Genomic DNA, 26,347 nt, shown 5'->3' on the forward strand with positions numbered 1-26,347 from the left:
ACGATGACCGAACGCTATGTCCCTCGGACGGGGGAAAGGTGAGTGACGGCTGACGCTCAGGGAGCGCAAAGGTGTCACACGGATGAACAACCACCCCTTGTTTCTGGTTACTTTCGGCCGGCGACCTGCTTCAGCGCCCGCGCCCGGCGCGCCAGTCGGCGCACGGTCGCGTTCCGCGGGATGAAGGAGAGCTGGGCGGGTACGGCGCCGGGCAGGGCCAGCGAGGTCAGGCGCTTGCGCTTGAAGTAGCGCCAGGTGTGCGGGTTCAGGTGCTTGGAGAGGTACGCCTCGGCCGCACCGCGCAGCCCCGGGTAGATCTTGGGCTGCATCGCGAAGCCGACCGCGCCCAGTAGCGCGGCCAGGTCGTCCACCCGCTCGCGCGGGGGCATCGCCCAGGCGTTCACCGCGGCGGCGTCCGCGATGTCCGGCAGCAGCGCGTCGACGATGGTGAGCGGCACGCGGTTGCTGTTCTGGTACGGCGTGAGGTGGGCCAGCACGGTGTCGGTGCCGACCCGCGCGACCGGGAGGCCGTACAGTCCGGCGGCGGTCAACAGCCCGGTCGAGAAGCAGCCGACGACGAGGGCGGGCCGCAGCCGCTGGAAGGCGACCTCGGCGAGTACGGGCCGGTCGAGGAGGGTGAGTTCGGCGCCCAGTTCGGTCGCCTCGTCCTCCAGGAGCTTCGTCCAGCGGGCCGGTGCGACGGGGTGCGGCTTGAACACGAGGCTGCGATGACCGAGCGCGACGGCGCCGCGCACCATCTTGAGGTGCAGGTCCTCCTCCTCGGCGTCGGTGAGGATGCCGAGCGCGGAGAGGTACTGGCCGAGCAGCAGTGCCGGGCGGTCGCCGTCCGCCGAAACCGCGGGCAACTCGGCCTCCGCCTCGGTGAGTTCACCGAGCACCTTCAGGAACGCCTCGGACGGCACCAGTTCGGACGGCACGCCGAACTCGGTGAGCAGCAGCGGGGTGAGGCCCGGGACGAGATCGAGGTGCAGCAGGCGGCCGATCCGGGTGCCGACCAGCGGGTCGATCTTGTCGCGTGTGGGGCCATAGCTTATGAGGCCGTCGGCGTAGACGTCGACGGGAGCGCCGGTGAACAGCTGGCACAGCGCGAGGGCCGGGTTGACCTGCACGGACTCGACGACCAGCTGGATCTCGTCGTCGCCGAGGTTCCACAGCAGCCGTACGTACCGCTCCCACATGGGGATGTCGTTCTCGCGGGGCGACCAGCCGCTCGGGTGGAACGGGGAGATGGTCTCGTTCCAGGACCGCACCTCGTCGAAGCGCTCGCGCAGCCGGTCGAAGCCCGGCATCGCGTCGACGGACGGGGTGATCTCCGGATTGGTCGCGTTGTTGGTGACCAGCAGCAGCCGGCGGTCGGCCGGTTCGAACAGCCCGGCGTCCAGGGCGGCGGCCAGGGTTGCGGCGCCGTACAGCGTCGAGGCGCAGAAGATCTGGGTGGTGCGAGGCATCAGGCGGCCACCGTCCGGGACCCGACCGCCCTGCGGCGCACCCGCCGCAGCCGGGCCGCTCGCTGCGCGTCCATCGAGTCCATTACCTCCGCGAGCACGTCCTGCGGCATTCTTTTCAGGGCGGCGGCGCTCAGCGAGCGCAGTTTTCGAGCCACGGCGGGTTCGAACCTCTCGATTTGTCCGAGATGATGAGCCATGATCGCGCAATAAGTGCGCACGGCTTTCGGCAGCAGCTTATCGGCCTCCGGGTCAGCCGCCGTTTCCTCGATTACCTGGTCGAACGCGCGAATGAAATCCAGCTGCCGAACATCACCGATCTGGGTGAGAGAGGACGCCACGCCGCGCCGGTAGTAGACACCGAGCAGCCCCACCGCGGCGAAGGATTCCGCCTCCCGGTGCAGCTTCCAGATCCACGGCCGGTCCTCGGCGGTGCGCAGCCCGTGGGTGAAGTGCAGGATCCCGCGGTCGACCAGACGGCGGTGGTAGATGCCCGCCCACGCGTAGGCGTAGTCCACGGACGTCGACCGGTCGGCGGGCAGGATCGCCTCGCGCGGGTTCATCACCGTCCAGCGCCGGCCGTGCGGGACCCGGTGGATGCTGCGCGCCCGCCCGGTGCACTGCACATGGTCGGTGCGCACGAAGTCGCAGCCCAGCTCCTCGATGGCGGCCAGGAGCTGCGGGAAGTAGCCGGGTGCCAGCCAGTCGTCGCCGTCCAGGAACGTCAGGTACTCGCCGCGCGCCTTGTCGATGCCCGTGTTCCGTGCGGTGGCCAGCCCTCCGTTCTGCTCGTGTCTGACGACCACCGCGCCCGGCAGCTCGCGCTCCGCGCGCGCGAGGATGTCCGGAGTCCCGTCCGTCGAGCAGTCGTCGACGAGGATGAACTCGAAGTCCTCACGTGTGTTCGCACGCAGGCTCTTCAGGGTGTCTGGCGCGTATTGCTGCACGTTGTAGAACGGCACGATGACGGAGAGCTTGACCACGGGTAGGACGTTAGGGGGCGGCCCGGCCGCCGTCTTTACCCGGAGCTTGATGTCAGGTGAACGACACGTGGCGATGCAGTGAACCAGGCTTTTTTTCAACGACTTCTGACCCCGATTCGTCGTTAGGCGATGTGCTGTTAACCGTTTGTTGTATTCGGGTTGGGCGGAACCTTGAAATCGCTTCCTAGCGTCATCGACGTGCCAGCAAGTGCGAAGAAGACCAGGCGAGTTGCCGTACTCGCGGATTCCGACACCCGGTGGAAATGGGGCGCGCTCACCGCGAACCGTATCGCTCCGGAGAATTCGGACATCCGTTTGGACGGTTACCTTCTGCGTGGCCGGGCGACCCCCACCGCCCGTCAGCTCCAGGAAGTCGGCGTCCATGCCGACTCCCTCCGTGAGGTGACCGCCGTCGAGTTCCTGCGGACCATGGCGCAGGAGTCGTACGACGTCCTGGTCCTGTCCCTCGTCGGCGGCGGGGTGCAGGCCATGCTGCACGGCCTGAAGCGGGTCTGGGAAGGGCAGTCGCAGCGCCCCGTCGTCGTCACCGGCTATGTCGGCGTCGTCTACGAGAAGCTCGCCGACGGCCTGCTGCTGCGGCACGGCGCGGACCTCGTCCTCGCCAACTCCCGTCAGGACGCCGAGCGATTCCGCGCGGTGTATGAGGGGGTCGGCGCCGACGCCTCGTCGGTGACCGAGGTGGCGCTGCCGTTCCTCGGCGGGGACCCCTACACCGGCGAGCACGACCCGTACACGGTCGTCTTCGCCGCCCAGCCCTCCGTGCCGGACAACCGCAGGGACCGTACGTACCTGCTGAACCGCCTGATCCAGCACGCCCGCAAGCACCCCGAGCGCGAGGTGCTGCTCAAGCTGCGCTCCAAGCCGGGCGAGCACACCACGCACATCGAGGAGCTGCCGTACCAGAAGCTGGTCCAGCGGCTCGACCCGCCCGCCAACTTCAAACTGGTGTACGGGAACATGGGCGAGGTCCTCGACCGCACCGACCTGCTGGTCACCATCAGCTCCACGGCGGCGCTGGAGTCGCTGCACCGCCGTATCCCCACCGTCGTCCTCAGCGACCTCGGCGTGCGGGAGGTGCTCGGCAACCACCACTTCGTGGGCTCCGGCTGCCTCGCCTCCTGGGACCAGCTCGACGAGGGACACCGGCCGACACCTGACGAGGAGTGGGTGTCCCGGCAGGGTGTCTGCGCCGACGGCTCCTACGCCACCGCCTTCGACGCGGCCCGCGAGCGCATCGCCAAACTGCTGGAGCGCCCCGGCGGACTGCCCGCCCTCACGCCGTACTACACGCCGGCCACCGCGCCCGGCTATCTGCCCGGCATCCTCGCCCGCCACCACCTCGGCCCGGACGGCAGTCCGCTGCCCGGCGCCCCCGCCCACGACAAGGAGCCCGGCCCGGTCCGCCAGATAGTGCGCCGGGCGGCACGCGGCGCCTACCGGCACGGCGTGCAGCGCGTGGCCCCCGTCATCCGGCGGATGGGCGAGCTGTGAGCGATCCGACGACCGATCCGGGGACCGGGGCGCCGGGACGCGCCCGGAAGTCCCTGCAAGGAGCCCAAGGAGAAATGCCCATGTCCAACTCGGAAGCAGACCAAGGCGCTTCAGCCCACCGGGTGCTCGCCGTGATCCCCGCGCGCGGCGGCTCCAAGGGCGTGCCCGCGAAGAATCTGATGCCCGTGGGCGGCGTACCGCTGGTGGCGCGCGCGGTGCGAGAATGCCGGGCGTCGAGACTCGTCACGGACGTCGTCGTCTCCACCGACGACCAGGGCATCGCGGCCGCCGCCCGGCAGGCCGGCGCGGAGGTCGTGCTGCGCCCCGCCGCGATCGCCGGTGACACCGCCACTTCCGAGGCGGCCGTGCTGCACGCGATGGACGCGCACGAGGCGCTGCACGGAGCCCCGGTGGACGTCGTCCTCCTCGTGCAGTGCACCAGCCCGTTCATCATCCGCGAGGACCTCGACGGCGTCGTCAAGGCGATCGTCGCGAACGGCGCCGACACGGCCCTGACCGTCGCGCCCTTCCACGGCTTCGTGTGGCGCCACGGCGACGACGACGCGGCCGCCGCCGAGACCGAGCGCGCCGCCACCACCGGCGGCTACGGCGTCAACCACGACAAGACCTTCCGCCCGCGCCGCCAGGACCGCCCCCAGGACTTCCTGGAGACCGGCGCCGCGTACGCGATGGACGCCAGAGGCTTCCGCGAGCACAAGCACCGCTTCTTCGGCCGCACCGAACTCGTGCGCACCGACCCCGCCCGGGTCCTGGAGATCGACGATCCGCACGACCTGGCCCGCGCCCGCGCGCTGGCGCCGCTGTTCGACGCGGACCGGCCCGGCGCCCTCCCGACCACGGACGACATCGACGCGGTCGTACTGGACTTCGACGGCACCCAGACAGACGACCGGGTGCTGATCGATGCCGATGGAAAGGAGTTCGTCTCCGTGCACCGCGGAGACGGACTCGGTATCGCGGCCCTCCGCAAGAGCGGCCTGAAGATGCTGATCCTGTCCACGGAGCAGAACCCGGTCGTCGCCGCCCGCGCACGGAAGCTGCAGATTCCCGTGCTGCACGGCATCGACCGGAAGGACCTCGCACTCAAGCAGTGGTGCGAGGAGCAGGGCATCGCGCCTGAGCGCGTGCTCTACGTCGGCAACGACGTCAACGACCTCCCGTGCTTCGCCCTTGTGGGCTGGCCCGTGGCGGTCGCGAGCGCCCACGACGTGGTACGCGGCGCCGCCCGCGCGGTCACCGCCACCTCCGGTGGCGACGGCGCGATCCGAGAGATCGCCAGCTGGATCCTCGGCCCCTCTCTCGATTCCCTCACCAAGTAAGGACATCTTCTGCCATGAGCAACTCCCGTCTGCGCACCTTCGGTTCCCGTGAGGTCGGCCCGGGCAAGCCCGTCTACATCTGCGGCGAGATCGGCATCAACCACAACGGCGAGCTCGAGAACGCCTTCAAGCTCATCGACGTGGCCGCCGAGGCCGGCTGCGACGCCGTCAAGTTCCAGAAGCGCACCCCCGAGATCTGCACCCCGCGCGACCAGTGGGACATCGAGCGCGACACCCCCTGGGGCCGGATGACCTACATCGACTACCGCCACCGCGTGGAGTTCGGTGAGGACGAGTACCGTCAGATCGACGAGTACTGCAAGGAGAAGGGGATCGACTGGTTCGCCTCCCCGTGGGACACCGAGGCCGTCGCCTTCCTGGAGAAGTTCGACGTCCCGGCCCACAAGGTCGCGAGCGCGTCCCTGACGGACGACGAGCTGCTGCGGGCGCTGCGCGCCACCGGCCGCGCGGTGATCCTCTCCACCGGCATGTCGACCCCGAAGCAGATCCGCCACGCGGTCGAGGTGCTCGGCTCGGACAACATCGTCATGTGCCACGCCACCTCCACCTACCCGGCGAAGGCCGAGGAGCTCAACCTCCGTGTGATCAACACGCTGGAGAAGGAGTACCCGAACGTCCCGATCGGCTACTCCGGCCACGAGACGGGCCTGCAGACCACGCTGGCCGCGGTCGCGCTGGGCGCGGTGTTCGTCGAGCGCCACATCACCCTGGACCGCGCGATGTGGGGCTCCGACCAGGCCGCCTCCGTCGAGCCGCAGGGCCTGCAGCGCCTCGTCCGCGACATCCGCACCATCGAGGCCTCCCTCGGTAACGGCGTCAAGCAGGTCTACGAGTCCGAGCTCGGCCCGATGAAGAAGCTGCGCCGCGTCGCCGGCGTGGTCGCCGAGGCGGAGATCGCCGCGGCGGCGGGCGAGCCGGTTCAGGTCTGACCGACCCGGAACACACCGAGTTCGAAACGCGCGCGCCGATGTCCGAGTGCCCTGCAGCAAGGGCGCTCGGGCTCGGCGCCCTTCGAGTTCCTGACCACGACTCACACGAGCTGAATACGAGCGCCGCATGAGCGCCTTACGACGGGACGGTCGTACGTCGATGAGCCCCCGCGCCGGGAACACCGGCCCCCACACTCTCGCCTTCGTCGAGAGCCCGGTACAGCTCCTGAACGTGCTGGAGTGGGCGCACGCCCACGAGCACACCGTCGGCGCGGGACTCACCCTCGTCGTCCTGTCCCCGAACGACCCCATGACCCGCGGCCAGCTGCGCCGGATGGCGGAACTGGCGCGCGAGGACGGACACGAGGTCCGCTGGGAGGAGGCGCGCGGCGGGGCGGCGGCGCCGTTCCAGACGATCGGGGGCCTGGCGGGTCTGCTGCGGCGGGCGGACCGGGTGGTCCTCGGCGACCCGTTCTCGCGGTATGTGCAGTTGTTGTTGACCATCACTCGGGCCCGCGAGCTGGTCGTCGTCGACGACGGCACGGCCACGATGGAGTTCGTCGCGCAACTCGCCCGGGGTGAGCGCCTGGTGCGGTGGCACCGCAAGGGGGGCCGCCCGGGTCCGCGAGACCTGGTCTTCGCCCCGGTGTCGTCGGCGGCTCGGAAACGACTGACGCCGAGCGAGCGCCGAAGGGTCGAGATCTTCTCCTCCATGCCGATGGAGGAGACGCCGGACGGAGTGACGGTCACCGCCAACACCTTCGCCTGGACCCGCGACCGGTTCGGGCCGCCTCGTATCACCAAGGGGGCGGACATGGTGGGCACGTCGCTGGTGGAGACCGGTGTGGTGGACGGCGACCGCTACCTGGAGGCGGTCAGCTCCCTGGCCAAGACGCACGGCGCCACCCGGTATTTCGCCCACCGCCGGGAGAGCGCGGAGAAGCTGCACCGGCTGGCTGTGGAGACGGGGCTGGAGGTTGTGCGGCCGGATCTGCCGCTGGAGTTGATCGCTCGGCGGGGGCCTATCGGCCGGACGATCCTGAGCTTCCCGTCGACGGTTGTGCATACGTTGCCGCTGGCGCTGTCGGGGACCGAGGTCCGGGTCGCGGTGTGCGACATCGATCCGGCGTGGCTCACGGAGAATGCTTCGCCTCGGGCGCAGGGGTTCTTGTCGGGGGTTACGGGGACTGCGCGGGATGTGCATCGGTTGTCGGCGGTGGCTTCGGCGTAGGGCCTGGACGTCGCACCACGCACACCGTCGGCTTTCCGACCGGACGGTGCCCAGAACGTTCGTCACGTGGCCGATGGCCGTGGCTGTTCGGGCGGGACCGAGGTCTCGGCCAATGCCATCCACTGGTCGAGGTCGGCTTGGGTGAACTCTGGCCAGGCCGGAAGCTCAGGCAGCCGGCGGAGAAGATCGAATGCCTCCGCGATTCGTGGTCGGCGGAGCACCGGCGAGTGGCAGCCGGCGACGACCTCGGCGTCCAGCCGCTGGAAGTCATCCACCACCGTCCCGAACTTCTGGCTGTCCAGCAACGCCACCCAGGGCGAAACCAGCCGCCCGCCGAAGAACTGCCCGTCCCGAAACTCATCCGCAGACAGGCCGGCGATGTCTGGCAGGGGAGTGGGCACGTTCGTCGCGAAGGTATCCACCGCCCACAAGACGTTGGTCTTCGTGTCGAAGAGGGCGCGGGTTGTCGGGTTGTCGTACAACGGTGGCCGTTTTGCCACCAGAGTGCGGTCACCGACATCCACCGCATCGCCGTCGATCATGAAACGGCACCGGTTGATCGGTGTCTCCCACTCCTCGGCCATACGTCCGATCGAGAACCAGGTCGTCAGCAGTGTCGCGTTCGGGCATTCGGCGAGGGCGGCCAAGAGGTTGCCGGCGTGATCACGATCGTCGTGGGTGAGGAAGATCCATCGAACGTCCAACGGATCCACCACGGACCATGCAGCCTCCAGCCACTGGGACCGCACCGCCGGCGCCCCGGTGTCCACCAGCACCGGTTCCGCTCCCCGGATCACCATCGAATTCATCGGGAAGTGGCCGACCGGCGGAGCCTCCAGGGCCCACGGGATAACGAATGTCTCTTCGGCGATCCTGTAAGGCTCGAGAAGATTGAAGGTTTCCGTAGTAGTCATCGCTGCTCTCCCTGGAACGGGGTTCGGCCGCAGCGCCTGTCAGTCCAGTCCAGCCCCATGCCACGCCTGCGTCAAACGCAGGGCAGACACGTCGGCACGTCTGCCGGCATGTCGCCAGCAGCATCACCGCTCCGACGCCGGTGCACCGGGTTCGCGGGCCAGGAGGAAGGCCCGGGGCCGCTTCTCCTCGCCCTGCGGTTCGCGCAGGACCCGGGCCTGGAGCTGGAGGCCGGCCTTCGTCAGGGCGTCGGCCACTGCGTCCGGGGTGCGCCAGTAGTAGTCGAGTGCGATCTCCTGGCCGAAGCGTTCGGTCAGGTGCAGTCGATCCTCGGTCTCGCCGGTCTGGAAAGCGAGCAGGGCCGGGGCGCCGGGCTTCAGGACGCGGTGGAATTCGGCGAATGTCGCGGTCAGGTGATCGTCCGGGACGTGGATGATCGAGTACAGCGCGATGATCCCGCCCAGTGTCTCGTCCGGCAGGTCCAGCGACGTCATCGAGCCGACGTGGAAGCGGAGCTCGGGGTGCGCGCGGCGGGCCAGGGTCACCATGCGGGGCGAGAGGTCGACGCCGAAGACCGGGAGGTCGAGGGCATCGAGGTGGGCGGTGACCGACCCCGGGCCGCTGCCGAGATCGGCGACGGGGGCCGGGGCGTGTTCGCGGGCCAGCTCGGCGAATGCGGTGACGAGGGAGCGGTCCAGGGGGTGGCTGTCGGCCGGCCAGTCGGAGAAGTGGTCGGTGTAGGCCGGGGCGATGGCGTCGTACGAGGCTCTGGTGGCATCGAGGAAGTCGGCGTACTCGGGGATCGACGGGATTTCGGGCTTCTCGGCGGTCACGGAGCGCACCCTAGTGCTGTCGGTGGAAAGGCGTCCGGAAGTTCACCAGCGTGCTGTCGAGCGTTCCCGGCCGACGTAACTGGGGCGACGTCCGGTGGCTGCGACGACCGTGGAGAGAAGTTGGAGAGAAGGCCGCTCACCTTTGCCAGGGAAGCGCCTGAACCGACGCGATGTCTCCCACCGCCAGTAGCCCGAAGAGTCGGAGAGTCTCCTCGCGGGTGACCTCGCGCATCTCCCCGGGAGCCTCCGAGTTGTCGTCCGGGTTCTCCCAGATCAGCAGACCGCTGCGGAACGCGCTGAGGCACCACCCGCTCTCATGGGTCAGAGACACGTCGGGGTGCTCGTCGTCGGCGTTCGCCAGGCCGTCCAAGACCTGTCTCATCGTCTCCGGGGGCGGCTCGTCGACCGCACAGCCCATGACGTCGTACATGAAGTAGCTCATGGGCCAACTACCTCATGCAGTGATCCACAGGCACTGACTTCCAAGGAGCGCGAGATGGGTGGCTGAGCCCTGTTCACACATGATCAATCGGAGATACGAGGCGAACGCTGAGTCCGCCCGGTGGTGGGGAGAGGGGTCTTCACGGCCTCTATGAAGAGGGTGAAGGCTCCGGTCGGGAAGGTGAGGGTTGCCCGGGCCGGGGCCTTTGAGTCGCGGACGGCTATGCGGGTGCGGCGGTCTGAGATTTCCACGCATGAGTTGCCGTCGCCGCCACCGGAGTAGGACGACTTCCGCCAGTTGTCGGGAGTGTTCACAGTGTGCCTCACAGTTCCTTGGCCAGCTTGTAAATCAGCTCACGCGACCGTTCGGGGTCTAGTGACGCAGCTTCTACCCTACGGATGAGGGTTCGAAAGACGCCGAGTTGGGCCTCGGAGTCGATGAACACCGTGCCGTGAGGGCCGTCGCGCACCACGGTGTCCAATCTGGGTACAGCGCCGCCCGCCAGCATCATGGCCGTCCAGGAGCCGCCGAAGCCGTCCAGGTCGAAGGGAATGACCCGCAGGGTGATGTGGTCTGCCTCGGAGGTGTCGAGGAGTGCGGCGAGCTGGGCCTGGGAGGCAGCGCGGTTGCCGATGCGGATACGTAGCGCCGCCTCGTGGATGACTGCTTCGTAAGGTGCGGGATCGGGACCTTCGAGGATCGTCTTGCGCTGCATGCGGTGTTGCACCCGCAACTCCAGCTCGCTGCCAGGGAGTTCCGGAATCCGGTCGGAGAAGATCGAGCGGGCGTAGCCCTCTGTCTGGAGCGGGCCGGGGATGTACAGGAACTGGATTTCTTGCAGGAACGTGGCGTGGTGCTCCAGCTCCGCCAGGTCCAGGAACGGGGTGGGCAACGCACCTCGGTATTCCTCCCACCAGCCTTTGGCCCGGCTTGTCGCCATGGCCACCAGCGCCGAGATCAGCTCCTCGTCGGTGCAGGCGTAGTTGGCGGCCAGGCGGCGCAGGCGTTCCTCGCTCACGCCGGTGAGGCCGGACTCGATGTGGTTGATCTGGGAGGAGTTCACTCCGAGTGCTGCTGCCGCTTCTCGGCCCGTGAGGCCTGCCGCATCGCGGAGTCTGCGCAGTTCGACGCCCAATCGAAGCTGACGTGCTGTTGGTTCACGCCTCAACCCCGCCATGGACTGCTCCCCGGTTCAACGCGCCCGTGAGCGCGACTCGTTCCGGGTCAGATTACGCGATCGACTTGCTGGACGTACAAATTGAGGTCTGCCGTCGGTGACGCGACGCACACGCTGCGGAACATCGGGCCCCCGGAAGCGCACCGCCCGGTCCTGCCATGACGGCTGCGGCAATGACACCGCCTGCCCGAACCGCGACTCCCCATCGCCACCGAACGGAGTTCACGCATGCCTGAAACCGAACCCTGGGAGTACACGCACGGCCTGATCCGCCTCGCGGACACCGCCGAGCTTCTCGCGACCGAGCTGGTCGCCAACGCCGTACGTCACACGAAAGGGCCGGCTGCCCTGCGGGTTCGTTGGTCCGCCGGGGTGTTGCGGATCGGGGCGTGGGATGCGGATCCCGAACCGCCGGAGCCTCCGGGGGAGTTGGAGTGCCTCGGGGAGGCCGAGGAAGGGCGAGGGCTGGCGCTCGTCCGGGCCTGCGCCGACCTCTGGGGTTGGCAGCCGCTGACCAGAGACGGCAACCGGGGCAAGTACGTGTGGTGCGAGCTGGCCGCGGCTTAGGTCACGGGGTTGTGACGTACTGGTCCGACCGCAACTCGAACACCCGTACCCGCCGACCACCGGCGGCATTGACGGTCTCACGGAACAGATGCATCCCCAGTTTGGTCATGATCCGTTCCGAGGCGTCGTTGCCCACCTGAGTGATGCTGACGATCCGCTCCAGCCCTCGCTCTTCGAACGCGAACCGTACAGCGGCCGTAGCGGCCTCGGTGGCCAAGCCCTGCCCCCAGTGGGAACGTCCGAGCCGCCAGCCGACCTCAACCGCCGGCAGTACCTCCGGCAAGAAGCGGGGCACCGAAAGGCCGGTGAACCCGGCCAGCTCGCCAGTGGACCGGATCTCCACGGCGAACAGGCCGAAGCCCTGTGACTCCCACTCGCTCTCCCATGCCTGGATCCCGCCGCGAGTCTGCTGTTCGTCACGGACGCTGCCGTCACGGATCCACCGCATGACCTCGGGGTCGGCATTGATGGCGGCCATGGGCGCAACGTCTTCCTCGCGCCAGCGACGCAGGATCAGACGGGGAGTCTCAAGCGTGACCATCCAATGATTCTCGATTACGAAGGTCAGGTCCAGTGGCGCAGGGACCGGTCCGGCCGATGCGGATCAAGGTCAAAGTTGGCGCAGCGTCTCGATGATCTTTGCCGTGACGACCTTGGTGGAAACGGGGTTCTGTCCCGTCACGAGCCTGCCGTCAGCGGTGGCGAAGGGGGTCATCGGGATGGTGTTCTTGACATAGTTCGCGCCCCGCTTGCGGAATTCGTCCTCCAGCAGGAACGGCACCCGGCTCTTCACCATGGCGACTCGCTCCTCCGCGGTGGAGAACCCGGTGACCGTGCGTCCCTCGACGAGCAGGGAGCCGTCGGAGAGCGTGATGTTCAGCAGTCCGCAGGCACCATGGCAGACCGAGGAGACCACGCCGCCGTTCTCATAAATCTCCCGCGCGACCTGCTGAAGCGCGGCACTGCCGGGGAAGTCCCACATGACGCCGTGCCCGCCCGTGTAGAAGATCGCGGCATACTGGGCCGGGTCGACGTCGGCCGCCGCTCTGGTGTGATCCAGCTTCGACATGAAGGCGCGATCGTTCATGTACTCGCGAACCCCTTTGTCGGCCAATCTGATGCTTCGGGGATCCAGCGGTACCTGTCCGCCTTCTGGACTGACGATGTCGACCTCGAATCCAGCCCGGCGGACTGCGTCGTAGAAGTGAACCAGCTCTGCGATCCAGAGTCCGGTCTTGTGGGGGTTCGTTCCGTAGGTCGCCTGGTTGGTGACTACGGCGAGGATCTTGCTCATCTGGGTCCTTCCGGCGGTAAGGCAGGGTTCTGGTGGCGCCCGGTGCCGAGGTCGTCCGCGTGGCGATTGCGCCCGTACGCGGTTCAGGTCAGTTTCTTGAGGATTTCGGCTGCGGCGGATCCGGCGGAGGCGGGGTTCTGGCCGGTGATCAGGTTGTGGTCGACGACCACGTTCGGGGCCCACGGCTCGCCCAGACGACGGCGTAGTCGTCGAGCTCGACGTCCTCCAGGCTGATGGGGTGCTGAATCTCGCCGATCGAGGCGAGGGCGTCCGTCATCGTCTTCGCCCCCTCCTCGCCTCCGTTGAACTCGGGCGCCAGGCTGCCCTGGCCCAGAGGCGGTACGACGCCGCCCGGTGTGGCGACGACGATCTCGTGTCCGGCGGCCGTGAACGCCTGGTACGGGGCCACGACCTCCTCGGCCCAGAAGCCGGTCGGGCGCTTGCTGCCGTCCGCCAGCGTCCAGTGGTCGGCGCCGGTCAGCACGAAAAGGATCTTCGACATGCGGTCTCCGGGAGCCGGGGGTCACGCGCTGACAGTCCGGCTTCAGAACGTCAACGCTCCGGCTTTCGAAACTAAAGCTGCTGAAGTAATCGCGCCAATGAAGGCATCGATACCAGGTATCGACGAACCGATGCCCTGCACCTCGTAGGCTCGACGCCGTGAGCGATCAGGACACTCATGGGTTCGGTCCGCTGGACCTGAACCTGTTGCGCACATTCCTTGCCGTGCACCGCCTGGGGTCCTTCACCGCCGCTGCACGTCGGCTGGGCCTGTCGCAGTCCACCGTGACCACGCAGATCCGGGCGCTGGAGAACCGCCTGGGCCGTGAACTGTTCGAACGCCGGGCCCACGGCGTCACCCCGCTACCCCACGCGGACGAACTTGCCATGCGGCTGTCGGCTCCCCTGGATCAGTTGGCCGACATCACCGGCGAGGAGCCGAGCAGCAGCGCGCTACCAGTGCACCTGGCCGGACCCGCAGAGTTCATGAGTACCCTCGGCCTTCAGACGCTGGCTCCGCTGGTCGCGCAGGGCGTCCGGCTGCGGGTGGCAATCGGACTGGCTGAACCGCTGCTCGAGGAACTGCGGGCCGGACGCCACGACCTCGTCGTCTCCACCCGCCGGCCCCGGGGCCGGACGCTGCACACCGAACTCCTCGCCGACGAGGAGTTCGTTCTGGTCGCTGCCCCGGTCTGGGCCGAACAGCTCAAGGGACAGGACCTGCCCACTGCCCTGGAAAGCCTGCCATTGATCGCCTACGCCGAGGACCTGCCCATCGCCCGCCGCTACTGGCGCCACGTCTTCGACCGCCGCCTGCACGCCCAGGCCGCGATCACCATCCCCGACATGCGCAGCGTCCTGACTGCCCTCACGGTCGGCGCCGGCTGGAGCGTCGTGCCCAGCTACCTTTGCCGGACCGAACTCGCCTCCGGCGCCCTGCGCCTACTGCACCAGCCGGAGGACCCCCCGATCAACACCGCCTACCTCGTCCAACGCCCGGGCAGTTCCACTAATCCTCACGTCACGCTCGTCCGTGAGCGCCTGGTCGCTGCTGCGAAGAACTGGTGAGCTCACGCGGTACCCCGAGGTCGTGTCGGCTGACCTTGGGTTGCATCGCCGGCACTCCCGATCAGCTGGGGCACCCACGGGCCAACACAGCACCATTCATAACGCAGAGCAAGCGCGCTGCGCGGACGGCCGGGCGCGGACTCGTCGCGGCTCTCCGCCCTCTTCCCCAGGCACTTTCGATACACGCCCAGGCGCGGGTCCGGGGCGAGTGTCCGGGCGGCATGGCCCCGGCGGGTACCTCAGGACGTGGGCGCGTCCAACTGCGGCTCCAGCCGCACCTCGGTCACACTCACGCCTTCCGGAGCGCCGAACGCCTCAACCATCACGCCGTTGTTGATCGCCGGAGAAGTCCGGCATGCGGTGGACCCGCGCCACTGGGTAGTTCAGGCTCGCCAGCTTGTCCCGCATCTCCTCGTACGTGGCCGTGTCCAGCCCCGAGAACGCCCTGCTGATGCGCAGTTGGTGCCTCTCGGCCGCGCACTCCTCCGTCGCGGTCAACGGCACCGGGTCGACCAGGACGGGCAGCGTGGAGTCGGGGGTCGGTTCCGCTGCCGTCGTGTCGGCGACGGAGACGGATGCCACGTCATCGACGCCACCGGAGACGTCCGGGGCGCACCTCTGCGAGATGATGACGCGGCAAGCGGCAGGCGCGGACCGGGGAGCCTCCCCGGCGCCGGCGGACGCATGTCCGGGCGTTCACCCGCGGTGTTCGATCCCGACAGGTGAACACAACCGACGGTTCTGGTCGTGGCGTGGTATGCGTTGAGGTGTGGGTGACTGGCGTCGTCACTCTCCGTCACTACCGGTTCAGTGATCGACTCGGCGGCGAAGAGGCGCGAGTTTACCCACCCAAACCGATACCTATGCGTCGCGTGGCCAGATTTTCTTCCCCAAACGGGTTGAACTTTTGTTGATCGTGGGTCAGTTGGCCACCCCGGCGTCCTACCCTCTAGAGGGTGAACCAGCTGATGTCCCCAGAGTCCGAAGCCGATCAACCCGGGGAAGCGGTCCTTCCCGGCACCCTGCCGGAGGCGCTCCGTGCCGAACTCGTCGAGTTCCGGCGCGACTTGCACATGCACCCGGAGCTCGGCAACCAGGAGTTCCGTACGACCGCCGCGATCAAGGCCCGCCTGGAGAAGGCCGGCCTGAAGCCTCGCGTGCTCGCCATCGGAACCGGGCTCATCTGTGACATCGGGGAGCCGGACGGCGGGCAGCCCATGCTCGCCCTCCGTGCCGACATCGACGGGCTGCCCATTCCGGACACGAAGAGTGAGTGCCCGTATCGCTCGCGGGTGCCCGACCGGGCGCATGCGTGTGGGCACGACGTTCATACGACCGTGGTGCTGGGTGCCGGGCTCGTGCTCGCCGAGCTCCACAAGCGCGGGCAGCTGCCCCGGCCCGTCCGGCTGGTCTTCCAGCCCGCCGAGGAGGTGCTTCCCGGAGGCGCCGCCGATGTCGTCGAGTGCGGGGTGCTCGAAGGGGTCGGCCAGATCCTTGCCGTGCACTGCGACCCCAAGGTGGACGCGGGGAAGATCGGTCTGCGGCAGGGCGCCATCACCTCCGCCTGCGACCGGCTCGAAATCGCCCTCGACGGGCCCGGTGGGCACACCGCCCGCCCCCACCTGACCACCGACCTCGTCACCGCCGCCGCCCGGGTCGTCACCGACGTCCCCGCACTCGTCGCCCGGCGCACTGACGCCCGCAGCGGCCTCGCCGTGACCTGGGGGCGTGTCGAGTCCGGTCACGCGCCCAACGTCATCCCGCAGCACGCCGAGCTCTCCGGGACCGTACGGTGCCTGGATCTCGACACCTGGCGGCAGGCTCCCGATCTCGTCGTCGCCGCGATCGACGAGGTCGCCAACCTCCATCGCGCCAAGTCGGAGATCAACTACATCCGAGGTGTCCCGCCCGTCGTCAACGACCCCGCCGCGACCGAGCTGCTGCGCGAGGCCATGACCGCCCGCCGTGGCGCCGACTCCGTCGAGGGCACCGAGCAGAGCCTCGGCGGGGAGGACTTCTCCTGGTACCTGGAGCACGTTCCCGGGGCCATGGCGCGGCTCGGGGTGCGTACGCCGGGGGATCGGATCGGGCGTGACCTGCACCAAGGTGACTTCGACGTCGATGAGTCGGCCATCGGGGTGGGTGTGGAGCTGTTCACGGCGGCGGCGCTTCTCGACTCCGCGGGTTAGGCCGGAGCCACTTCGCCGTAGGGGGTGCGGAACGTCTGGCGGCTGCGGGTTTCGTTGTGGCTGGTCGCGCAGTCCCCGCGCCCCTTGGTTGGCGTTGCCGTAAGCGGCGTTGAGCGTGGCCGTCGGTCGGCCAACCTCCGCTTGCGGCCGACGCGCAGCGGAGGGAGCCTGAGCCCATGGCGATCGCACCCGAGCGCCATCACGCTGACGACACCCCTGGTGACGGAAGGTGTGGTGCGTAAGGGGCGCAATGCCCCATGCGCACCTTTCGATCCGGTGGTTCACAAGGGCTTAACCGGCCATCGGCACGTTTGGATAACGGCCAGGCGAAACCCCGTTCCCAGGAGGGTCTACGCGCGTTAATGTGCGCCGAACTCAGCACCCACTGCGGGGCTTGGAGAATGGGGACTTCACGATGCGTCGGATATCCAAACTGACCCGTGTCGCGGTGGGGGTTGCGTCGATCGCGCTCGCTGCCACGGCGTGTGGCGGTACCAGCAGTGACAGCGGCGGCAGCGACGGCGGCGACAAGAACCTGGGCCTCGCCATCGCGTACGACATCGGCGGCAAGGGCGACCAGTCCTTCAACGACGCCGCGTACGCCGGCCTGCAGAAGGCCCAGAAGGAGTTCGGCTACAAGACCGCCGACATCGAGCCCACCGAGGGCGAGACGGACGCCGACAAGGAGCAGCGTCTGGCCTCCCTCGCCAAGCAGGGCTACAACCCGGTGATCGGCGTCGGCTTCGCCTACGGCCCCGCGATGGAGGCCGTGGCCAAGAAGTACCCGAAGGTCACCTTCGGCATCGTCGACTCGGTCGTCGAGGGCGAGAACGTCGCCTCCCTCGTCTTCGCCGAGGAGCAGGCCTCGTACCTGGCCGGCGTCGCTGCGGCCAAGGCCACCAAGACGAACACGGTCGGCTTCGTGGGCGGTGTGGACATCCCGCTGATCCACAAGTTCGAGGCCGGCTACAAGCAGGGCGTCCAGGACACCAGCGGTGGCAAGGTCAAGGTCGTCTCGCAGTACCTGACGCAGACCGCGGAGGAGGGCGGCTTCTCCAGCCCGGACAAGGGCAAGGCCGCCGCCGAGGGCCAGATCGAGAAGAAGGCCGACGTCGTCTACCAGGCGGCCGGTCTGTCCGGGCAGGGCGTCATCGAGGCCGCGGCCAAGGCCAAGGTCTGGGCGATCGGCGTCGACTCCGACCAGTACCAGCAGGCGGCGCTCGCCAACTACAAGAACTACATCCTCACCTCCGCCCTCAAGGACGTCGGCGGTGCGGTCTACACGCTGGCCAAGTCCGTCGAGGACGGCAAGCCGCTCACCGGCACCCAGACCTTCGACCTGAAGGTCAACGGCGTCGGCCTCTCCGAGTCCAACCCGGAGTTCGCGAAGATCGCGGGCCTCTCCGACGCCGTGGCGAAGGCCAAGGAGGGCATCATCGACGGCTCGATCAAGGTCAAGACCGAGTAGTCACGGTCGTTGAGCACTGAAGCGGGCGGGCATCCGGCGGGGTGCCCGCCCGCTTCGCCGTCCGCAGGTCATCCCTGTGTCCGGATCACCCACCGCCACCTTCCCTTTGCTGTCGGCAAGCCCTTGGTCAAGGCATCGCCTGGAGTTGAACACGGGCCGATAACAAGGTGGACAGAAGGGGTTTTCGGGCGGGTCTACGCGCGTTACTCTGCAGCGAAAGCCAGCGCCGTTGCTGTGAAGCTGTACCGAGCTGTACCGTCCGGCGCTTGTACGACAGGAGTCTCCCCACATGCGCCGGATTTCCCGGATCACGGTCGCAGGCGCAGCGACCGCCTCTCTGGCCCTCGCTCTCTCCGCCTGCGGCGGCACCTCCACCGAGGCCTCCTCGGAGTCGAAGGGTGGCGACAAGGGTCTCGCCATCGCCTACGACGTCGGCGGTAAGGGCGACCAGTCCTTCAACGACGCGGCGTACGCGGGCCTGGAGCAGGCGAAGAAGGAGTTCCAGTACGAGACGCAGGACGTCGAGCCCACCGAGGGTGAGACGGACGCCGACAAGGAGCAGCGACTGGTGTCGCTGGCCAAGCAGGGCTACAACCCGGTGATCGGCGTCGGCTACGCGTACGCCGCCGCCGTGAAGGGTGCCGCGGAGAAGTTCCCGGACACCACCTTCGGCATCGTGGACGACTCCACCGTCGAGGCGAAGAACGTGGCCGACCTGGTCTTCTCCGAGGAGCAGGCCTCATACCTGGCCGGTGTCGCCGCCGCCAAGAGCACCAAGACGAACACGGTCGGCTTCGTGGGCGGTGTGGACATCCCGCTGATCCACAAGTTCCAGGCCGGCTTCGAGCAGGGCGTCAAGGACACGAACCCCAAGGTCAAGGTCCTCTCCCAGTACCTCACGCAGACCGCGGAGGAGGGCGGCTTCTCCAGCCCGGACAAGGGCAAGTCGGCCGCCGAGGGCCAGATCGAGAAGAAGGCCGACGTCGTCTACGCGGCCGCTGGTCTGTCCGGTCAGGGCGTCATCGAGGCCGCCGCCGCCAACAAGGTGTGGGCGATCGGTGTCGACTCGGACCAGTACAAGCAGGAAGCGCTCGCCAAGTACAAGGACTCGATCCTGACCTCGGCGATGAAGGACGTCGCCAAGGCGGTCTACAACCTGGCGAAGTCGGTCGAGGACGGCAAGCCCGAGACCGGTATCGTTCGTGGCGATCTGAAGACGGGTGAGGTGAGCCTGTCGAACTCCAACCCGAAGTTCGCGGACGACACCGAGCTCCAGGACGCCCTCAAGACGGCCAAGGAGAAGATCATCAGCGGCGAGATCAAGGTCGAGTCCAGCTGATTCACAGCTACACCCTGAGCAGCGGTAACCCCGGGGTTACGTCCGCTCAACGGGGTACGGGCAGGCTCTCCCGGCGGGAGCCTTCCCCGTACCCCGTTGTCGCGGTGCGTCGGCCCCTTATCAGGCCATAGGGGCGCTACGCGCGTAGACGACCCCCGTCCCCAGGAGAGTGCGCCATCAACGCGTCCAGCAGCCCTCCGGCCGGAGCGGCGGTCAACGGTCAGGTGACCGCCGTCGAGCTCGCCGGGATCACCAAGCGGTTCCCGGGCGTCGTGGCCAACCACGACATCCACCTCACCGTCCGCAAGGGCACCGTCCACGCCCTCGTCGGCGAGAACGGCGCCGGCAAGTCGACGCTGATGAAGATCCTCTACGGCATGCAGAAGCCGGACGAGGGCACCATCGCGATCAACGGCGAGCAGGTCAGCTTCTCCTCGCCGGCCGACGCCATCGTCCGCGGTATCGGCATGGTCCACCAGCACTTCATGCTCGCCGACAACCTCACCGTCCTCGAGAACGTGGTGCTCGGCAGCGAGAAGCTGCACGGCATCGGCGCGAAGGCGCGCCGCAGGATCAAGGAGATCTCCGAGCGCTACGGCCTCGGTGTGGAGCCCGACCGGCTGGTCGAGGAGCTCGGCGTCGCCGCCCGCCAGCGGGTGGAGATCCTCAAGGTCCTCTACCGCGGCGCCACCACGCTGATCCTCGACGAGCCGACGGCCGTCCTGGTCCCGCAGGAGGTCGACGCGCTCTTCGACAACCTGCGCGAGCTGAAGTCCGAGGGCCTGTCGGTCATCTTCATCTCCCACAAGCTCGGCGAGGTGCTCTCCGTCGCCGACGAGATCACCGTCATCCGCCGCGGCACGACGGTCGGTACGGCCGTCCCCGCCGAGACCACCCCGAAGCAGCTCGCCGAGATGATGGTCGGCAGCGAGCTGCCCACGCCGGAGACCGCCGAGTCCACGGTCACCGACCGCCCGGTCATCACCGTCGACAAGCTCCGCCTGGAGGCGGTGGGCGGCAAGGCGCTCCTCGACGACATCACCTTCACCATCCACGCGGGCGAGGTCCTGGGCATCGCCGGCGTCGAGGGCAACGGCCAGACCGAGCTGGTCGACGCCCTCATCGGCCTCAAGCACGCCGACTCCGGCACGATCAAGCTGATCGACGAGGAGATCACCGCCTGGCCCACCCGCAGGCGCCGCGAGCAGGGCATCGGCTACATCCCCGAGGACCGCCACCGCCACGGCCTGCTCCTGGAGGCGCCCCTCTGGGAGAACCGCATCCTCGGCCACGTCACCGAGAAGCCCAACGCCAAGGGCGTATGGCTCGACCCGAAGGCCGCGCAGCAGGACACGCGCCGCATCGTCGAGGCGTACGACGTCCGCACCCCCGGCATCGACGTCACCGCCGCCTCCCTCTCCGGCGGCAACCAGCAGAAGCTGATCGTCGGCCGCGAGATGAGCCACAAGCCGCGCTTCCTGATCGCCGCGCACCCCACCCGTGGTGTGGACGTCGGCGCGCAGGCCGCGATCTGGGACCACATCCGCGAGGCCCGCCGCGAGGGCCTGGCCGTGCTGCTGATCTCCGCCGACCTGGACGAGCTGATCGGCCTGTCCGACACCCTCCGCGTGATCTACAACGGCAAGCTGGTCGCCGACGCCGACCCGGCCACCATCACCCCGGAGGAACTGGGCTCGGCCATGACCGGTGCCGCCACCGGTCACCTCGAACACGAAGAGACCCCCGAAGACACCTCCAGGTCTTCCGAGCCCGGCGAAGACGAGGCCCGCTGATGAAGAAGTTCGACAAGGAGCGCGTGCTCCTCGCCGTGGCCGGTCCGGTCATCGCGCTCGCCGTGGCCTTCGTGCTGAGCGCGATCGTGCTGATCGCCTCCGGCAAGAACCCGGTCGAGCCGTTCTCGATCATGTTCGAGCAGGCCACGTTCTCCGACATCCAGGTCCTGATCATCAACCAGGCCTCGATGTACTACATCGCGGCCCTCGCGGTGGCCATCGGCTTCCGGATGAACCTGTTCAACATCGGCGTCGACGGCCAGTACCAGCTCGCCGCCATGATGGCCGCCATCGTCGGCGCGCACGCGAACCTGCCGGCCGCCCTCCAGATCCCGCTGCTGCTCCTCACCGCGGTCTGCACCGGTGCCTTCTGGTCCGGCATCGCCGGTGTCCTGAAGGTCACCCGCGGCGTCAGCGAGGTCGTCGCGACGATCATGCTCAACGCGATCGCGACCTCGGTCATCGGCTACCTGTGGCTGCCGACCGTCTTCGGTGTGAAGGTCGGCAACAACAACACCACCGGCGAGATGCACGAGTCCGGCTGGGTCCCCGGCATCGACATGGGCGACGCGGGCGAGATCTACGGCCTGGTCTTCCTCGCCGTGCTGCTCGGCATCGCCTACTGGGTCGTCCTCAACCGCACCCGCTTCGGCTTCGACCTCCGCGCCTCCGGCGCCTCGGAGAGCGCCGCCGCGGCCAGCGGTGTCGACCCCAAGCGCATGGTGCTCACCGCCATGCTGCTCTCCGGCGGCATCGCCGGTCTCGCGGGCCTGCCGATCCTGCTCGGCGACACCCACACCTACAGCCTCAACTTCCCCACCGGCATCGGCTTCCTCGGCATCGGCATCGCCCTGCTCGGCCGCAACAGCCCGGTCGGCATCGCCTTCGCCGCACTGCTGTGGGCCTGGCTCGACAAGGCGTCGCCCGAGCTGGACTTCCACGACTACGACAAGGAGATCGCGGTCATCATGCAGGGCCTGATCGTGCTCTCGGTCGTCGTCTCCTACGAGGCCGTCCGTGAGTGGGGCCTGCGCCGCCAGCAGCGCCGGGTCGGCGCCGAGCTGGCCGCCGGTCACGTCCTGGGCGCCGACAACAACACCACGAAGGAGGTGGCGGGCCGATGACCACCCCGCAGACTTCAGCGGTCGACGTCAACCAGCCCACGCTGCAGCCCGCGGCGCCGACCGGCCGCCGCCTGTCGTGGCCCGTCCTGCTGCTGGTCATCGCCGGCGCCCTGGCGCTGACCTCGATCGTCCGCATCATCACCGGCGCCGACGGCATCACCAACGTCAGCCAGATGTCCACCGCGCTCCAGCTCGCCGTGCCGATCGGGCTCGCCGGTCTCGGTGGTCTGTGGGCCGAGCGGGCGGGCGTCGTCAACATCGGCCTCGAGGGCATGATGATCCTCGGCACCTGGTTCGGCGCCTGGGCCGGCTTCCAGTGGGGCCCGTGGACCGGTGTCCTGGTCGGCATCCTCGGCGGCGCGATCGGCGGCCTGCTGCACGCCTTCGTGACCGTCACCTTCAACGTCAACCACATCGTCTCCGGTGTGGCCATCAACATCCTCGCCCTCGGCGCCACCCGCTACCTCGCGCCCCTCGCCTTCGAGGGCCACGCGGGCGGCTCCGCCAAGCAGTCCCCGGCGATCGAGTCCCTCGGCAACTTCACCGTGCCGGGCCTGTCCGACGGGCTGCGGGACCTCAACAACCAGGGCTGGTTCTTCATCTCCGACATCGCCGGCCTGCTCGGCGGCCTGGTCACCAACGTCTCCTGGCTGACCCTGATCGCCGTCGCGCTGATCCCCGCGACCTGGTGGATCCTGTGGCGCACCGCCTTCGGTCTGCGCCTGCGCTCCTGCGGTGAGAACCCGGTCGCGGCCGAGTCCCTCGGTGTGAACGTCTACAAGTACAAGTACATCGCCGTGATCATCTCCGGCGGCCTGGCCGGTCTCGGTGGCGTCTTCCTCTCCATCGTGGCCAACCCCTTCTACCTGGAGGGCCAGGTCAGCGGCCGTGGCTTCATCGGCCTCGCCGCGATGATCTTCGGCAACTGGATGCCGGGCGGCCTCGCCCTCGGCGCCGGCCTGTTCGGCTACACCGACAGCCTCAACCTGCGCGGCGGTTCCGAGAACGTCCACGCCCTGCTGCTGCTCGGCGCGCTTTTGCTGATCATCGGCGCCATCTGGCTGCTGATCCGCAAGAAGTACGTCTCCGCCGCGGTCAGCGCGGTCTTCGGCGCCCTGGTGTTCGCCTGGTACGCGGGCACCAACGAGGTCCCGAACCAGGTCGTCTCCGCGACGCCGTACGTCATCACGCTCGTCGTCCTCGTCCTGTCCGCGCAACGCCTGCGGATGCCGAAGGCGGACGGCCTGCCGTACCGGAAGGGCCAGGGCAAGTGACCCCGGCCGCCTCCCACGACGTCGACTGGGACAAGCTGCGCGCGGCGGCCCGGGACGCCATGTCCCGCGCCTACGCCCCGTACTCCGGCTACCCGGTCGGCGTCGCGGCCCTGGTCGACGACGGCCGTACGATCACCGGCTGCAACGTCGAGAACGCGTCGTACGGGCTGTCGTTGTGCGCCGAGTGCGGGCTGGTCTCGGAGTTGCAGAACACGGGGGGCGGCAGGCTGACGCACTTCACGTGCGTCGACGGCAAGGGCGACATCCTGGTTCCGTGCGGCCGCTGCCGCCAGCTGCTGTACGAGTTCGGCGGCGCCGAGCTGCTGCTGGAGACCCCGGCGGGAATCCTGCCGCTGTCGCAGATGCTGCCGCAGGCCTTCGGGCCGGGCCACCTCACCAAGTAACTCCTGTGCGGCCCTTCCGAGTTGCTCCGGCGAGCGCTCGGAGGGGCCGTGCCGTTTCAAGAATGTTCGGCCGGAAGGAAAGCCATGGCCATGGACGCCATCTCTGTCATCCGCACCAAGCGGGACCGCGGTGAGCTCAGCGACGAGCAGATCGACTGGGTCATCGACGCGTACACCCGCGGGGAGGTCGCCGACGAGCAGATGTCCGCGCTCGCCATGGCGATCCTGCTCAACGGCATGAACCGCCGCGAGATCGCCCGCTGGACGGCCGCGATGATCGCCTCCGGCGAGCGCATGGACTTCTCGTCCCTGTCCCGCCCCACGGCCGACAAGCACTCCACGGGCGGCGTCGGCGACAAGATCACGCTTCCGCTCGCGCCCCTGGTGGCGGCCTGCGGTGCCGCCGTCCCGCAGCTCTCGGGCCGGGGCCTCGGCCACACCGGCGGCACCCTGGACAAGCTGGAGTCGATCCCGGGCTGGCGCGCGCTGCTGTCGAACGAGGAGATGCTGTCCGTACTGGACGGGACGGGTGCGGTGATCTGCGCGGCGGGCGACGGCCTGGCCCCCGCGGACAAGAAGCTGTACGCGCTCCGCGACGTGACCGGCACGGTCGAGGCGATCCCGCTGATCGCCTCGTCGATCATGTCGAAGAAGATCGCGGAGGGCACGGGCTCGCTGGTCCTGGACGTGAAGGTCGGCACGGGCGCCTTCATGAAGACGATCGAGGACGCCCGAGAACTGGCGTCGACGATGGTGGGCCTGGGCACGGACCACGGCGTGAAGACGGTGGCCCTGCTGACGGACATGTCGACGCCGCTCGGCCTCACGGCGGGCAACGCCCTCGAGGTCCGCGAGTCGGTGGAGGTCCTGGCGGGCGGCGGCCCGGCGGACGTCGTGGAGCTGACCATCGCGCTGGCCCGGGAGATGCTGGACGCGGCGGGCGTGAAGGACGCCGATCCGGCCAAGGCCCTGGCCGACGGCTCGGCGATGGACGTCTGGCGCCGCATGATCGCGGCCCAGGGCGGCGACCCGGACGCGGAGCTGCCGGTGGCGCGCGAGCAGCACGTGATCAAGGCCCCGTCGTCCGGTGTCCTCACCCGCCTCGACGCCTACGACCTCGGCGTCGCCGCCTGGCGCCTGGGTGCCGGGCGTGCCCGCAAGGAGGACCCGGTGCAGGCGGGCGCGGGCATCGAGATGCACGCCAAGCCGGGCGACACGGTGACCGAGGGCCAGCCGCTGCTGACCCTGCACACGGACACGCCGGAGCGCTTCGAGTACGCGCTCCAGGCGGTGGAGGGCTCCTACGACATCGCGGCGACGGGGACGGACTTCACCGCTTCGCCGGTGGTGCTGGAGCGGATCGCCTGAGGCGCCTGAGCAAGGGCCCGGTACCTTGGGGTGCCGGGCCCTTCTCGCGTGGCCGGACTCAGCCGAGCAGGGCGGCGGCGACCACCAGCACCGGAACCGAGATCACTGTCGACAGCAGAATCGAGTCGCGGGCCAGGCGTTCGCCCACTCCGTAGCTCGACGCGTAGGTGTACAGGTTCTGGGCGGCGGGCAGGGCCGAGGTCACCACCACGTCCAGCAGGGGTGCGCCCCGCAGGCCGAAGACGCCTGCCGCCAGCGCCCACGCCGCCGCCGGCTGGCCCACCGACTTCAGCGCGACCGAAAGGAACACCGGGTGACGGTCCGGCCCCCGTCCGGGCATCGTGCTGCCGCACAAGGAGATGCCGAACGCCAGCAGGACGGCCGGGACCGACATGCCGCCGATCAGGTTCAGGGGGTCCAGGACGGGGGCCGGGATCCGCAACCCCGCCGCCGACACCGCCACGCCCGCCAGTGAGCCGACCGCGATCGGGTTGCGCAGTGGGGTCAGCAGGCGGCGCCACAGGGGGCCCTTCTCGCCCTCGCCGGACAGGTCGAGGATCGTCAGCGCGATGGGCGTGACCCCGACCAGCTGGAACAGCAGCACCGGCGCCACCAGCGACGCGTCGCCCAGGACGTACACCGCGATGGGGATGCCGAGGTTGCCGGAGTTGACGTAGCTGGAGCACAGCGCGCCGATCGTCGTACGGCCCACGCCCCATCGCCGTACGACACCGACCGCGACGAAGACCCCGGCCGCCGCGGCCGTGCTCAGTGCCGTGACCAGGAGGCGGCTGGAGAAGATCACCGAGAGGTCGGTCTGCGCGAGGGTGGTGAAAAGCAGGGCCGGGGACGCCACGTGGAAGGCCAGCTTGGTGAGGACCTCGCGGCCGTGCTCGCCGAGGTAGCCGCGTCGGCCGATCGCATAGCCGACGCCAATGACGACCGCGATCACCGCGAACCCCGTCAACACCCCCTGCACGGCACCTCCTTGGCGGGGAGGGGAACGCGGGGCATTCGGGGACGCGCTGATAGGTGGGACATGCAGCCAACCCTCCGGGGGAGGAGGGGAGCGGGTCAACGTGATCTCGGTCGGCGGACACGGGCCGTGCCCT

General features: G+C 68.8%; 25 protein-coding genes and 1 pseudogene. 14 read left to right on the forward strand and 12 right to left on the reverse strand.

Annotation, left to right across the window (positions count from 1 at the left end; all coding sequences use genetic code 11):
* Window positions 1–107: 107 nt before the first annotated feature.
* Both IF78_RS0121005 and IF78_RS0121010 read right to left on the reverse strand, forming a co-directional pair.
* A complete protein-coding gene (locus IF78_RS0121005; RefSeq protein ID WP_031477710.1) occupies window positions 108–1,469 on the reverse strand; it encodes a polysialyltransferase family glycosyltransferase in 1,362 nt (453 codons plus the stop codon).
* Window positions 1,469–2,449: a glycosyltransferase family 2 protein gene (locus IF78_RS0121010; protein ID WP_031477711.1), complete on the reverse strand. Its 981-nt coding sequence runs from the start codon at window positions 2,447–2,449 to the stop codon at window positions 1,469–1,471. Before IF78_RS0121010 ends, IF78_RS0121005 begins: the two co-directional genes overlap by 1 nt.
* Window positions 2,450–2,647: 198 nt before the next feature.
* On the opposite strand from IF78_RS0121010, the gene IF78_RS0121015 reads away from it, so the two are divergent.
* From IF78_RS0121015 to IF78_RS0121030, 4 genes are all read left to right on the forward strand, one after another.
* Window positions 2,648–3,961: a DUF6716 putative glycosyltransferase gene (locus tag IF78_RS0121015; RefSeq protein WP_031477713.1), complete on the forward strand. Its 1,314-nt coding sequence runs from the start codon at window positions 2,648–2,650 to the stop codon at window positions 3,959–3,961.
* An 80-nt stretch (window positions 3,962–4,041) separates the two neighbouring features.
* Window positions 4,042–5,301: an N-acylneuraminate cytidylyltransferase gene (locus IF78_RS0121020; RefSeq protein WP_031477715.1), complete on the forward strand. Its 1,260-nt coding sequence runs from the start codon at window positions 4,042–4,044 to the stop codon at window positions 5,299–5,301.
* Window positions 5,302–5,315: 14 nt separating this feature from the next.
* The gene (locus IF78_RS0121025; RefSeq protein ID WP_031477717.1) at window positions 5,316–6,251 is read left to right on the forward strand and encodes an N-acetylneuraminate synthase family protein; all 936 of its coding nucleotides are present in this window, start codon (window positions 5,316–5,318) and stop codon (window positions 6,249–6,251) included.
* 160 nt (window positions 6,252–6,411) lie between these two features.
* Entirely contained in the window at window positions 6,412–7,482 is a 1,071-nt protein-coding gene (locus IF78_RS0121030) for a hypothetical protein (RefSeq protein WP_031477719.1), read from the forward strand.
* 62 nt (window positions 7,483–7,544) lie between these two features.
* Here IF78_RS0121030 and IF78_RS0121035 read toward each other — a convergent pair whose 3' ends face one another.
* The 5 genes from IF78_RS0121035 to IF78_RS0121050 form a co-directional block, all read right to left on the reverse strand.
* Window positions 7,545–8,396 carry an MBL fold metallo-hydrolase gene (locus tag IF78_RS0121035; RefSeq protein ID WP_031477720.1) on the reverse strand — a complete coding sequence of 284 codons (852 nt, stop codon included), beginning with the start codon at window positions 8,394–8,396 and terminating at the stop codon, window positions 7,545–7,547.
* Between the two features lie 123 nt (window positions 8,397–8,519).
* A complete protein-coding gene (locus IF78_RS0121040) occupies window positions 8,520–9,227 on the reverse strand; it encodes a class I SAM-dependent DNA methyltransferase (RefSeq protein ID WP_234439738.1) in 708 nt (235 codons plus the stop codon).
* A gap of 136 nt (window positions 9,228–9,363) precedes the next feature.
* Window positions 9,364–9,669 (reverse strand): hypothetical protein, encoded by a 306-nt coding sequence (locus IF78_RS0121045; protein WP_031477723.1) that lies wholly within the window; start codon window positions 9,667–9,669, stop codon window positions 9,364–9,366.
* A gap of 83 nt (window positions 9,670–9,752) precedes the next feature.
* The gene (locus IF78_RS46305) at window positions 9,753–9,983 is read right to left on the reverse strand and encodes a DUF397 domain-containing protein (RefSeq protein WP_078662531.1); all 231 of its coding nucleotides are present in this window, start codon (window positions 9,981–9,983) and stop codon (window positions 9,753–9,755) included.
* An 8-nt stretch (window positions 9,984–9,991) separates the two neighbouring features.
* Window positions 9,992–10,846, reverse strand: coding sequence for a helix-turn-helix domain-containing protein (locus tag IF78_RS0121050; protein WP_031477725.1), 855 nt, complete (start codon window positions 10,844–10,846; stop codon window positions 9,992–9,994).
* A gap of 228 nt (window positions 10,847–11,074) precedes the next feature.
* Here IF78_RS0121050 and IF78_RS0121055 point away from each other — a divergent pair, with 228 nt between their 5' ends.
* Window positions 11,075–11,413 (forward strand): ATP-binding protein, encoded by a 339-nt coding sequence (locus IF78_RS0121055; RefSeq protein WP_078662532.1) that lies wholly within the window; start codon window positions 11,075–11,077, stop codon window positions 11,411–11,413.
* Window position 11,414: 1 nt separating this feature from the next.
* Here the strand turns inward: IF78_RS0121055 and IF78_RS0121060 are convergent, their stop codons facing one another.
* The 3 genes and pseudogenes from IF78_RS0121060 to IF78_RS43770 form a co-directional block, all read right to left on the reverse strand.
* On the reverse strand, window positions 11,415–11,954 hold the full coding sequence (locus IF78_RS0121060; protein ID WP_031477729.1) for a GNAT family N-acetyltransferase: 540 nt from the start codon (window positions 11,952–11,954) through the stop codon (window positions 11,415–11,417).
* Window positions 11,955–12,023: 69 nt separating this feature from the next.
* On the reverse strand, window positions 12,024–12,707 hold the full coding sequence (locus tag IF78_RS0121065; RefSeq protein ID WP_031477731.1) for a type 1 glutamine amidotransferase domain-containing protein: 684 nt from the start codon (window positions 12,705–12,707) through the stop codon (window positions 12,024–12,026).
* 83 nt (window positions 12,708–12,790) lie between these two features.
* Window positions 12,791–13,209: pseudogene (locus IF78_RS43770) on the reverse strand (type 1 glutamine amidotransferase family protein).
* A 158-nt stretch (window positions 13,210–13,367) separates the two neighbouring features.
* Between IF78_RS43770 and IF78_RS0121075 the strand changes: the two are divergent.
* The gene (locus IF78_RS0121075) at window positions 13,368–14,276 is read left to right on the forward strand and encodes a LysR family transcriptional regulator (RefSeq protein WP_031477733.1); all 909 of its coding nucleotides are present in this window, start codon (window positions 13,368–13,370) and stop codon (window positions 14,274–14,276) included.
* A 315-nt stretch (window positions 14,277–14,591) separates the two neighbouring features.
* Here the strand turns inward: IF78_RS0121075 and IF78_RS43775 are convergent, their stop codons facing one another.
* Window positions 14,592–14,858 (reverse strand): hypothetical protein, encoded by a 267-nt coding sequence (locus IF78_RS43775; RefSeq protein WP_031477734.1) that lies wholly within the window; start codon window positions 14,856–14,858, stop codon window positions 14,592–14,594.
* 386 nt (window positions 14,859–15,244) lie between these two features.
* Between IF78_RS43775 and IF78_RS0121085 the strand changes: the two genes are divergently transcribed.
* The 8 genes from IF78_RS0121085 to IF78_RS0121120 all read left to right on the forward strand — a co-directional run bounded on the left by IF78_RS0121085 (window position 15,245) and on the right by IF78_RS0121120 (window position 25,235).
* The gene (locus IF78_RS0121085; RefSeq protein WP_031477735.1) at window positions 15,245–16,465 is read left to right on the forward strand and encodes a M20 family metallopeptidase; all 1,221 of its coding nucleotides are present in this window, start codon (window positions 15,245–15,247) and stop codon (window positions 16,463–16,465) included.
* A gap of 415 nt (window positions 16,466–16,880) precedes the next feature.
* Window positions 16,881–17,933 carry a BMP family lipoprotein gene (locus IF78_RS0121090; protein WP_031477737.1) on the forward strand — a complete coding sequence of 351 codons (1,053 nt, stop codon included), beginning with the start codon at window positions 16,881–16,883 and terminating at the stop codon, window positions 17,931–17,933.
* A gap of 289 nt (window positions 17,934–18,222) precedes the next feature.
* Window positions 18,223–19,272 (forward strand): BMP family lipoprotein, encoded by a 1,050-nt coding sequence (locus IF78_RS0121095; protein WP_031477739.1) that lies wholly within the window; start codon window positions 18,223–18,225, stop codon window positions 19,270–19,272.
* A gap of 224 nt (window positions 19,273–19,496) precedes the next feature.
* Window positions 19,497–21,065 (forward strand): ABC transporter ATP-binding protein, encoded by a 1,569-nt coding sequence (locus tag IF78_RS0121100; RefSeq protein WP_031477741.1) that lies wholly within the window; start codon window positions 19,497–19,499, stop codon window positions 21,063–21,065.
* On the forward strand, window positions 21,065–22,189 hold the full coding sequence (locus tag IF78_RS0121105; protein WP_031477743.1) for an ABC transporter permease: 1,125 nt from the start codon (window positions 21,065–21,067) through the stop codon (window positions 22,187–22,189). Before IF78_RS0121100 ends, IF78_RS0121105 begins: the two co-directional genes overlap by 1 nt.
* Window positions 22,186–23,463 (forward strand): ABC transporter permease, encoded by a 1,278-nt coding sequence (locus tag IF78_RS0121110; RefSeq protein WP_031477745.1) that lies wholly within the window; start codon window positions 22,186–22,188, stop codon window positions 23,461–23,463. Before IF78_RS0121105 ends, IF78_RS0121110 begins: the two co-directional genes overlap by 4 nt.
* Entirely contained in the window at window positions 23,460–23,867 is a 408-nt protein-coding gene (locus IF78_RS0121115; protein ID WP_031477747.1) for a cytidine deaminase, read from the forward strand. Before IF78_RS0121110 ends, IF78_RS0121115 begins: the two co-directional genes overlap by 4 nt.
* A gap of 90 nt (window positions 23,868–23,957) precedes the next feature.
* Window positions 23,958–25,235 (forward strand): thymidine phosphorylase, encoded by a 1,278-nt coding sequence (locus IF78_RS0121120; protein WP_031477748.1) that lies wholly within the window; start codon window positions 23,958–23,960, stop codon window positions 25,233–25,235.
* Between the two features lie 58 nt (window positions 25,236–25,293).
* Here IF78_RS0121120 and IF78_RS0121125 read toward each other — a convergent pair whose 3' ends face one another.
* Window positions 25,294–26,214, reverse strand: coding sequence for an AEC family transporter (locus tag IF78_RS0121125; protein ID WP_031477749.1), 921 nt, complete (start codon window positions 26,212–26,214; stop codon window positions 25,294–25,296).
* Window positions 26,215–26,347: the final 133 nt, after the last annotated feature.

Source organism: Streptomyces bicolor (genome assembly GCF_000719285.1).
GTDB classification, from domain to species: Bacteria; Actinomycetota; Actinomycetes; order Streptomycetales; family Streptomycetaceae; genus Streptomyces; species Streptomyces bicolor.